Origin of the sequence: Vibrio sp. 10N.247.310.17 (assembly GCF_041466605.1) — a bacterium.
In the GTDB taxonomy this organism is placed as follows: domain Bacteria; phylum Pseudomonadota; class Gammaproteobacteria; order Enterobacterales; family Vibrionaceae; genus Vibrio; species Vibrio tasmaniensis_A.
In genome coordinates this window covers 1-9,533 of sequence record NZ_JBFSTC010000129.1, presented here as the reverse complement: position 1 = coordinate 9,533, position 9,533 = coordinate 1, and the positions used below count along the sequence as shown (strand labels likewise).

9 protein-coding genes are annotated in these 9,533 nt (G+C 43.7%); 3 read left to right on the top strand and 6 right to left on the bottom strand.

Features of this window, described 5'->3' with window-relative positions; all coding sequences use genetic code 11:
* Positions 1–58: 58 nt before the first annotated feature.
* The 3 genes from AB6D80_RS22985 to ftnA all read right to left on the bottom strand — a co-directional run bounded on the left by AB6D80_RS22985 (position 59) and on the right by ftnA (position 2,427).
* The gene (locus AB6D80_RS22985; RefSeq protein ID WP_372189706.1) at positions 59–1,252 is read right to left on the bottom strand and encodes an NAD(P)/FAD-dependent oxidoreductase; all 1,194 of its coding nucleotides are present in this window, start codon (positions 1,250–1,252) and stop codon (positions 59–61) included.
* A 255-nt stretch (positions 1,253–1,507) separates the two neighbouring features.
* On the bottom strand, positions 1,508–1,831 hold the full coding sequence (gene uspB / locus AB6D80_RS22980) for a universal stress protein UspB (RefSeq protein WP_009848060.1): 324 nt from the start codon (positions 1,829–1,831) through the stop codon (positions 1,508–1,510).
* 68 nt (positions 1,832–1,899) lie between these two features.
* Positions 1,900–2,427, bottom strand: coding sequence for a non-heme ferritin (gene ftnA / locus AB6D80_RS22975; RefSeq protein WP_004735556.1), 528 nt, complete (start codon positions 2,425–2,427; stop codon positions 1,900–1,902).
* Between the two features lie 189 nt (positions 2,428–2,616).
* Between ftnA and uspA the strand changes: the two genes are divergently transcribed.
* Positions 2,617–3,051, top strand: a complete 435-nt coding sequence (uspA, locus tag AB6D80_RS22970; protein ID WP_009848061.1) for a universal stress protein UspA — start codon at positions 2,617–2,619, stop codon at positions 3,049–3,051.
* Between the two features lie 52 nt (positions 3,052–3,103).
* The gene (locus tag AB6D80_RS22965; protein ID WP_372189704.1) at positions 3,104–3,982 is read left to right on the top strand and encodes a carboxylate/amino acid/amine transporter; all 879 of its coding nucleotides are present in this window, start codon (positions 3,104–3,106) and stop codon (positions 3,980–3,982) included.
* A 152-nt stretch (positions 3,983–4,134) separates the two neighbouring features.
* Here the strand turns inward: AB6D80_RS22965 and AB6D80_RS22960 are convergent, their stop codons facing one another.
* From AB6D80_RS22960 to AB6D80_RS22950, 3 genes are all read right to left on the bottom strand, one after another.
* The gene (locus AB6D80_RS22960; protein WP_372189702.1) at positions 4,135–4,725 is read right to left on the bottom strand and encodes a hypothetical protein; all 591 of its coding nucleotides are present in this window, start codon (positions 4,723–4,725) and stop codon (positions 4,135–4,137) included.
* Between the two features lie 121 nt (positions 4,726–4,846).
* On the bottom strand, positions 4,847–5,626 hold the full coding sequence (locus AB6D80_RS22955; RefSeq protein WP_017099236.1) for a class I SAM-dependent methyltransferase: 780 nt from the start codon (positions 5,624–5,626) through the stop codon (positions 4,847–4,849).
* 120 nt (positions 5,627–5,746) lie between these two features.
* Entirely contained in the window at positions 5,747–8,854 is a 3,108-nt protein-coding gene (locus tag AB6D80_RS22950; protein WP_372189708.1) for an ABC transporter substrate binding protein, read from the bottom strand.
* A gap of 126 nt (positions 8,855–8,980) precedes the next feature.
* Between AB6D80_RS22950 and asnC the strand changes: the two genes are divergently transcribed.
* Entirely contained in the window at positions 8,981–9,445 is a 465-nt protein-coding gene (gene asnC / locus AB6D80_RS22945) for a transcriptional regulator AsnC (RefSeq protein ID WP_009848066.1), read from the top strand.
* Positions 9,446–9,533 lie beyond the last annotated feature (88 nt).

Here is a 9,533-nt window from a genome sequence, read left to right as displayed (position 1 = left end):
ATGGAACTTTGTACAAACTTAATCGACAGTGTACAAACTTTATTGTTCCTAAACAGTGCTATACGTTTTGGCCTGCAACCCACCCAGACGACCACGTCCATTGGAAGTTATAGCCCCCTAACCAACCCGTTACGTCCATTACTTCACCGATGAAATAGAGGCCAGACACACTCTTACACTCCATGGTTTTCGAAGATAGGTGATCAGTATCCACTCCGCCTAGAGTCACTTCGGCAGTTCGATAACCTTCAGTGCCATTTGGTGCCATTTTCCAGTTCTCTAGGTGCTCAACGATGCCACTAAGCTGCTTTTCATTGAACTGTTTAAGCGGCTTGTCTTCAAGCTCTTTACGATCAATCAGCACTTCCACAAAACGCTTTGGTAGTGCTTTTGCCAAGGTATTTTTCAGGCTCTGATTTGGGTGTTTCTCGCGAGAATTTTCAAGCAACTCAGCAACGTCTACTTCAGGTACTAGGTTGATAGAAACCGATTGACCCGCTTTCCAGAATGAAGAGATTTGCAGTACCGAAGGACCAGATAAGCCGCGGTGAGTAAACAGCAACGCTTCTTTAAATAAAGTGCCGTCTTGCGCTGTGATCTCAGCAGGAATTGCGATACCAGAAAGCTCAGCGAAAGCTTCTTTGTCTTCTTTATGGAGCGTGAATGGTACTAGCCCCGCCGTAGTCGGCATTACAGACAAACCAAACTGCTCGGCAATCTTATAGCCAAATGGCGTCGCGCCTAGTTTCGGCATCGATAAACCGCCCGTCGCCACGACAAGTGAGTCACACTCAACTTCGTCGGTATTAAGGTGCATCTTAAAGCCAGCGTCTGTTTTTTCGATGGAGTGAACATCACAACGGTAGCGCTGTTCAACTTTCGCTTGCTTACACTCTTCAAGCAACATGCTCACGATGTCTTTTGCAGTATGGTCATTCACACAGAACAATTGGCCGTGGTCTCGCTCTTCGAACTCAATACCGTACTTGCTCACCATCGAGATAAAATCCCAGTTGGTGTATTGAGATAAAGCTGACTTCACGAAGTGAGGGTTGTTACATAGGAAGTTGTTGGCTGAAACATCATAGTTAGTGAAGTTACAACGGCCGCCACCTGAGATTAAAATTTTTCTGCCTGGTTTCTTTGCATGATCAACCACCAGCACTCGTCGGCCACGTTTACCCGCTTCCGCAGCACACATTAAGCCCGCGGCGCCCGCACCAATTACGATTACATCAAACTTTTCACTCATTGGGGTTCTGCTTTCTTCACTTTTACACCTCGAGTACGCCCTGTTCTCGAAATGCCATCAATAAAAAAGGATGTGCATAAACAGCACATCCTTACTAATTGCTCGCTATTTTAGCGGCAATTTTAAACTTTGCAATTGATGTTCAATTGTACAATTCACAGACAGAAGCAAGCCACTGTTTGGTTTGGCTTAGCGAACCAACAACCGAAGCTTTACACCAAAAACCTAAGCTCTACTTCAATCGTACTAAATGACTTAGACGATGAAAGAAGACAGCAACGTTACACCTAACAGAGCAGAAGAGAGTATGAATAACTGCCTTACACGATCGCACTTCGACGTAAAAACTTCGTCGTGATGGTGGTGATACTCTTTGCTTTTGATGTAACTAAACAGGCGAACCTGTTTGGTCATATTGCCATGGGTTGTGAAGAAACCACCTCCATCTACTTGTTGATATAGTAGAGGGTGTGCTTCTCGCATAATATAAATGAGTGTTCTTAGCGCAGTAAAGTAACGCGCCCAGTTCACACAAGTCACAACCATTAGTGCAAATAGAATAGTGTCGCCGCTGATCATCCTTTCCTCCTTACATCTTCATAAGAAAACTCAAAAGAAAAAGATAATCAGTGTCTTTCTCGTACTACCTAAACGGCAGGAGCTTCCATAATTGAAGATGAACCATCTTTTGCCAATTGCGCTAAGTCTTTATCAATAAAGAACAATGCTTTACCGTCTTCACCAACAAGCTCTAGCTTATCCAATACACCTTTAAACAACTTCTCTTCTTCGTGTTGCTCTGCAACGTACCATTGCAGGAAGTTAAAGGTTGAGTAATCTTGTGTGCTGAAAGCAACGTGAGCCAGTTTGTTGATCTTTTGAGTAATCATTTGCTCATGTTCGTAAGTTTCACGGAACACAGCCCCAAGGCTATCAAATTCATGTTTTGGCGCTTCAATCGCACCTAAAATTGGCATTGCACCTGTCTCACTTACGTAAGTAAAAAGACGCTGCATGTGTTCCATTTCTTCGACTGCATGAACACGCAGAAACTCTGCTGCACCTTCAAATCCTTTGTCTTCACACCAAGCACTCATTTGTAAGTATAGGTTGGATGAGAAAAATTCTAGATTAATTTGATCATTCAGTTGCTCTACCATAGTTTTTGATAGCATTTAAGACTCCTAATTACATCTTCAGTTTTCTCTACTATATCACTATTTTATGAATATCTCGCAGGCCATTAGTTAACCAATATTTCGAGCAAACATTACGCAAGACAGTGGATATGAGATCACTTCAGCAAAAAAAGGCATTGCATAGTGCTAGTCTTTAGTTAGGCAATGAATAGAAGAGGTAGCGATATGAGTTACAAACATATTTTGGTCGCAGTCGATTTATCAGATGACAGCAAATTACTTGTGGATAAAGCAGTAGCATTGGCTAAGCCATTGGAAGCCAAAGTCTCTTTTATCCATATCGATATTAATTATGCAGAGCTCTATACCGGCCTTATTGATATCAACATGGCAGAAACCCAGCACAACGCGATGGAAGCATCTCGAGTTCAGCTACAAAATTTTGCAGAACACGCTCAATACCCAATTACCCACACCTTAGTGGGCAGCGGCGACCTGAGTCATGAACTGTGTGACACCATCAATGAATTCAATGTTGATTTAGTGGTTTGTGGGCACCATCAAGACTTCTGGAGCAAATTGCTCTCTTCAACACGACAACTGATCAATGCCTCGCCGGTTGATATGCTGGTCGTGCCTCTAAGAGATTCAGAAGACTAATGAATTAAGGTTAGGTAACATACAGCTCATATCTTATTAACGAAGTTTTTATATGAGCTATTTAGCTAGTGTTACCCTCTTATGGGCCTTCTCTTTTAGCCTGATCGGCGTTTACCTTGCTGGTCAGGTTGATTCTTGGTTCTCTGTATTAATGCGTGTTGCCCTTGCTGGCATTGTATTTCTTCCTTTCCTGAAGTTTCGAGGTATCTCGCGTAAGCTGATCGCTAAGTTGATGACGATTGGTGGTATCCAGCTTGGGCTGATGTACTGCTTCTATTACCAATCTTTCTTGCTGCTATCCGTTCCTGAAGTCCTTCTGTTTACCGTTTTTACCCCAATTTACGTCACACTTATTTATGACTCCCTCAAAGGACAATTCTCTCCGTGGTATTTAGTGACAGCGGCGATTGCTGTATTGGGCGCTGTATTCATTAAATTCGCGGGTATCAACGAAAACTTTTTAGTCGGTTTCCTCGTAGTCCAAGGTGCAAACCTGTGCTTTGCTATCGGCCAAGTTGCTTACAAAATAGTGATGGAGAAGGAATCGACAGAGTTACCTCAGCGCACAGTATTTGGTTACTTCTATTTGGGTGCGTTATGCGTCGCTTCGGTTGCTTTCATACTCTTAGGTAACCCTGAGAAGTTGCCAACGACCACGCTTCAATGGGGCATCCTGATTTACCTTGGCTTGATTGCTTCGGGGCTAGGTTACTTTATGTGGAATAAAGGTGCATGCATGGTGAATGCTGGGGCACTGGCTGTAATGAACAACGCCTTAGTTCCAGCCGGCCTTGTAGTGAACATCCTGATTTGGAACAGAGACGTCGACTTGGTTCGATTGGCCATTGGCGGCGCGGTTATCTTGTTCTCTCTGTTCGTCAACGAGACATGGGTGAAAAAGCGTGTTGCGAGATCCACAAGCAACGCCTAACCGCTTTCACTGAGCTTAGTTAACTAAACTAAACTAAGCTAAATGAACAGAGCTAAATGAATTGGCTCGGATAACCCCAAAAAGCAAAAGAGCGACCTTAGGTCGCTCTTTTTAAATCATATCGTTGTAGCAATAAGTTATCCGTACCAGTTTCAGTGAATGTGACTATGGCTCACTACCTGAGTCTTGGTTTCAGTGAAAGCGACGTCATCAAGTTGTAGGTTGATACGTTCAAGGTGACTTTCCAGTTTTTGACTTTTCTTAAACAGCTTTTGCTGCTTCTTAATCATCTTCGCGAGTTTTTTGTTGTACTTCTCTTGTTTTTTGGCCGCTTTCTTCGCTCGCTTGAGATCGGCTTTTTCATCACAACTCGCATTAGCGATTCGTTTTTTCAGTTTGGCTTTTTTCTGTGATGCTTTTTTATCTACAACATCAGCGGCAATATCAGCAACGGCTGGATCGAACATTTGAACAACAGGTTCAAGGGTCTCGTTGATTTCAGCAAGTGATAGCTCGGGTGCAGGTAATGTTTCCGCTAACAGGCCGCATGCAGCTTTTTCTTCAACGGGTTTATTTTGACAGCCAAGAGGTGGAATTACGGTTGGTTTGCATAGGTTTGCTTGATCCGCCGAAGAACGCGCACAAGAACGACACACAAACTTAGGTTCAGTAACCAAGCTGTGGATCTCTCCTAGGTGTTCAGTGATATCTCGACGGTTTAACTTACAAAAGCGTTTAGCCATGCTACAACTCCAGCTAAGAATAATAATGATTCTTAGTTAGATATACATCCGTAACGCGACTATCGCAAGTGTTAAATGCCAATTTATCGTATTTATGACGGGAAACTTTCTTAGTGTGTCTCTAAGTCATTGATGCTTTCACATACACATCAAAACGGTTCTTTTTAGTTTCGATTGCCATGCTCGGTTTTTGCTCGTCTAACCATGCTGCGTAATCCGGTCTTTTGACCACAACGCGCTTCGTTGCCAGCTTCATCGCAGGCTCAAACAAGCCATCGGCATCCAGATCGGCGCCAACCAAAGATTGGAATACTCGCATCTCTTTCTTAACCAAAGCCGACTTCTTCTTGTTCTCTGGGTGTGGGTACATAGGATCGAGGTACACCACATCAGGCTGTTCGAAGTTAGGGTCGTTGCTAAGTTTATCCAGCGCATCGTGACTTGAAGCGTGAATCAACTTCATACGTTCGCTAACCCAACCGCCGATATCTGGGTCTTTTTTTGCTCTCTGCAGGCCGTCATCCAATAATGCAGCCACAACTGGATGTCGCTCTACCATCTGCACTTTACAGCCCAACGAAGCCAATACAAATGCGTCACGCCCTAAGCCTGCTGTACCATCAAGAATAGTTGGCGTTGCGCCTTTGTTTAGACCTGCCGCCTTAGCAATTGCCTGACCTTTACCACCACCAAACTTACGTCTGTGACCGACTGCGCCTCCGACTAAATCAACAAAAATAGCGCCAAGCTTAGGTTCATCGACTTTACGTAGCTCAAGTCGCTCGCGAGTCAGCACCAAAGCAAACTCGCTACTTTCATCATGAGATAAATTCCAACGGGTCGCTAAGTCATTTAAATGATCGATTTGGGTAGCATCTTCGCAAATCAGTTGTAGTTGCAAGGTCGTCTCCAACAGACAGTAGTATTCAAAACAAAAGAGGCAACCAGTTTACCTGATTGCCTCAACAATACATATTAGCGGTGAAAAGTATTCCCAGCTCGGTCGGCTTACCTAAAACAATTACTCTATCTCTCGTTCTTGCCTTAACTCTTCAACAAGCTCAGCCAGTGGCTTCGGTCGACCAATAACATAGCCCTGAGCATAGTTAACACCGAGTTCAATTAACTTATCGAGAATCTGAGTATTTTCAACAAATTCAGCCACCGTGTGCTTGCCCATCTGCTTCGCTAAATCATTGATCGAACGAACCATCACATAGTCCATCTCGTTAACATCAATATCACGCACAAACAGGCCATCAACTTTCACAATATCAACGGGCAATGCCTTCAGATATCCGAATGACGACAAGCCTGAACCAAAATCATCCAGAGCAATCAAACAGCCGAGCTCTTTAATTCGAGTAAAGAAGTTGATTGCCTGCTTCATATTACTCATGGCGGCCGTTTCAGTGATCTCTAAACAAACCTTATGGCAAGGCACTGATGAGCTCGCCAAACTTTCAATCAAGAATTCAACAAACTCTCGGTTACCCATCGAGTGACCAGAAAGGTTTATCGAACACATCCCCAAATCATCAACGAGATGTGGGCGTTGCTCCAACCAATTCAACGTCTGACTGACGACTTGGCGATCAATCAAATGCGCGATGTTATAGCGCTCGGAGGCTGGCATGAAGATCCCCGGTGAAATGTACTCACCTTGGACGTTCTTGATCCGCACCAGTATCTCAAAGTGCATTTTGTTGCTATTTTCCTCTAGACCAAGAATACGTTGGGCAAATAACTCCAAGCGATCATTAGCTAAGGCTTCGTGTACCAAGTTAACGCATTCCATTTCTAAATGGCGACGGCGCAGATCTTCATCATCTAGATGATAAAGGTGATAACGATTTCGCCCTTCCTCTTTAGCGGCATGGCAAGCGGCATCCGCCTGTGCATGCACCATTTGTGATGAAGCGGCAGTATGGTCAATCAATCGAATTCCGATAGAACAAGTAAGATTGAGGTGAATATCACCCCATAAGAATGGATTCTCACTCATCATCGATATAATACTGTGACAGACATTGACAGCATCTCGCTCAGTACAGTCTTTGATTAATACCGCAAACTCATCTCCCCCCATCCGAGCTAACACAGCATTGTAAGGAAGCACATCTTCTATCAGATTAGCGCTAAATAAGATCGCGGCATCACCCGCTTCATGCCCAGCAGTATCGTTCAATACTTTCAATTGGTCCAAATCTAAGAACAACATCGCATGAGTTCTCATATGACTCTCGACCTCTTTCAGCGCCTTTTGTAGCTCTTGCTCAAAGTGGTTGCGGTTGAAAGTGTCTGTAAGCAGGTCATAACGCGCTTGGTATTCTAACTTTTCAGAAAGTTCGCGGGTTTCAGTAATATCCTCTCCCACAATCAACAGCTGACCCGAGTCGACCAATGGACGAATATTTTCACGAATCCAGATCGTTCTACCGTCCGCATGACGATACTCGATATCACGACGCCACACGCCGCGAATTTTGTGCTGTGGTTGCAACAAGATATGACGAGGAATCATCGCGTTCTCATCCACATAAAATTCTCTAGGGCGATGCCCCAAAAGCAGATCAAGTGGATAACCTAGTAATTCTTCAGCAAACTGGTTCACTTGCTGAATGCGATTATTGACATCCAGTGTAATCATCATCACCGGCTGCTTGTCGTAATACAGTTTGAGATTCGCTTCACGTTGGAACAATTTGTTCTCAGCAAGCTTTCGTGAGGTAACATCACGAGCTTCAAATAAGAACTGAATGGTGTCCTCTTCACTGCTCGGCATCGGCTTTAAAGAGATATCTAGCACCATTCCACCACGATCACGGCACCATACCTCAGCCTCAAATCGTAGGGTTGGATAATCATCCCTTTCAGCAAAATACTCCTTCAGCGCTTCGCCAGCGGCATCCTCCCAATATTCTTGGAGAGGTGTTCCTAATTTATAACCTTGATTATAAAGAAGCTCATGCAGCTTACTGTTGCTCGACAGCAGTACACCGCCTTTATCAAGAATACCCATGTACTGTAGACTTTGATCGAATATCGACTCCAGTAACAGCTGGCTTTGTCGGCTAGCACGCTCACTTTTCTTAAGGCGGTTGAGGTAGTAAATCAAGGTCGCGATAACACTCGACATAACCAGAAACAGCAAAACTATGGTTCGAATTTCATCGCGGTAACGCGTCAGGAATGATTTAGGCTTATTGAGAAAAGTAATTGAAGCTTCATTCTCAGTTCCCAGATTCCAACGAGAGAGTTGTTGATAGTCGAGCTTAATCTCTGAGGAACCAGCAGCAATAGGGGGCAATGGCTGATTTGGATTAGCAAGCACCTTCAATAAAACACGCCCTGTATCTCGGCCTTGAGTTTTTCCACTTTGAATGACACCACCAATCGCCCCAAAACCTAGCCCCAAATCGTGTACCATATACAGCGGCATTTGGGTTTTAATGTTCAATTGACGCCAGTCCTCAACGCTACTCACGTTGCCTTTAGCATCGCGATAGTATGCCCAAAACAATAAACTCTGACCGAGATCAGTTCGCTGAGAAAACGCTATTAATTCTTGGTAAGAATTGGGGACATAATGCTCCACCAAACCGGAAAAATTTGGGTTGGTTTTAATAGAACTATCAACTTGTGAGCGGATAGCCTCACCTGTTACTGAATGGTCAGTAACAATGTATATCTTCTTTACGTTTGTTTGAAGGCGTTGGATTAACTCAATATTACCTTCTAGATCAATATCTTCAGTAATACCTGTCGCGTTCAAACCTTCAATCATTTCAGGGGAGAAATTGTTGATGCCACCAAAGATTACTGGCGTATCTTTGAGATCGGGCGCAAGGCGCTTCATTAAATTAAGGGCGTTATTGTCACTGACCACAACCGCAGCAAATTCTTCATGCATCAACTTGGTGTGATAAAGCTGATAAACGCGCTCTAAGTATTCTGGGTTTTGAGTTCGTTTACTATCCAAATAAACAACTCGATACGATAGTCGATCACGGTCCAGTTCTTCTGATAATCCTTTGTGGAAATCATCAGTCCAGAAAAAACCCTGATGATAAGAGTGAATAACCAACACATCTTTTGTTTGAGCTGAAACAAAAGCACTCCAACACATAACAATCAAAAACAACGAAAATCGCACTGAATTCACCCTAACACTATAGTTGCTGCTAATATTATCACCCTTGGCTATGATGTGTACTAAAGCCGGTATGTTTTTTATTCACCCTAAGGATTATGCATGTCCACAACTACAGCTCGTCTGGATGATCTAGACCGTGCCATTCTCAAAACCTTAATGGAAGATGCGCGCACGCCTTATGCTGAAATGGCAAAGAAATTCGATGTCAGCCCCGCGACGATTCACGTTCGTATCGAAAAGATGAGATCGGCCGACATTATTGAGCGAACCGAGGTTGTGGTAAACACCAAGAAGCTTGGTTACGACGTGTGTTGTTTTATTGGTATCAACCTTAACGCAGCTCGCGACTACCACTCAGCCATTGCAAAACTGAATGCCTTAGATGAAGTTGTTGAGGCTTACTACACCACTGGCGCCTACAACATTTTCGTAAAGCTGATGTGTAAATCGATCGAAGAGTTGCAGTTCGTACTGATCGATAAATTGCAGGCGATTGACGAGGTTCAATCGACTGAGACACTGATTTCATTGCAGAACCCTATCAACCGCAATGTAAATCCATAATCGTTTGATAAATCGATACAAAAAGAGCCTCACAAGGAGTAATGCCGTTCACTTAAGAGTGAACGGCATTTTTGTTCTTAGCATACCG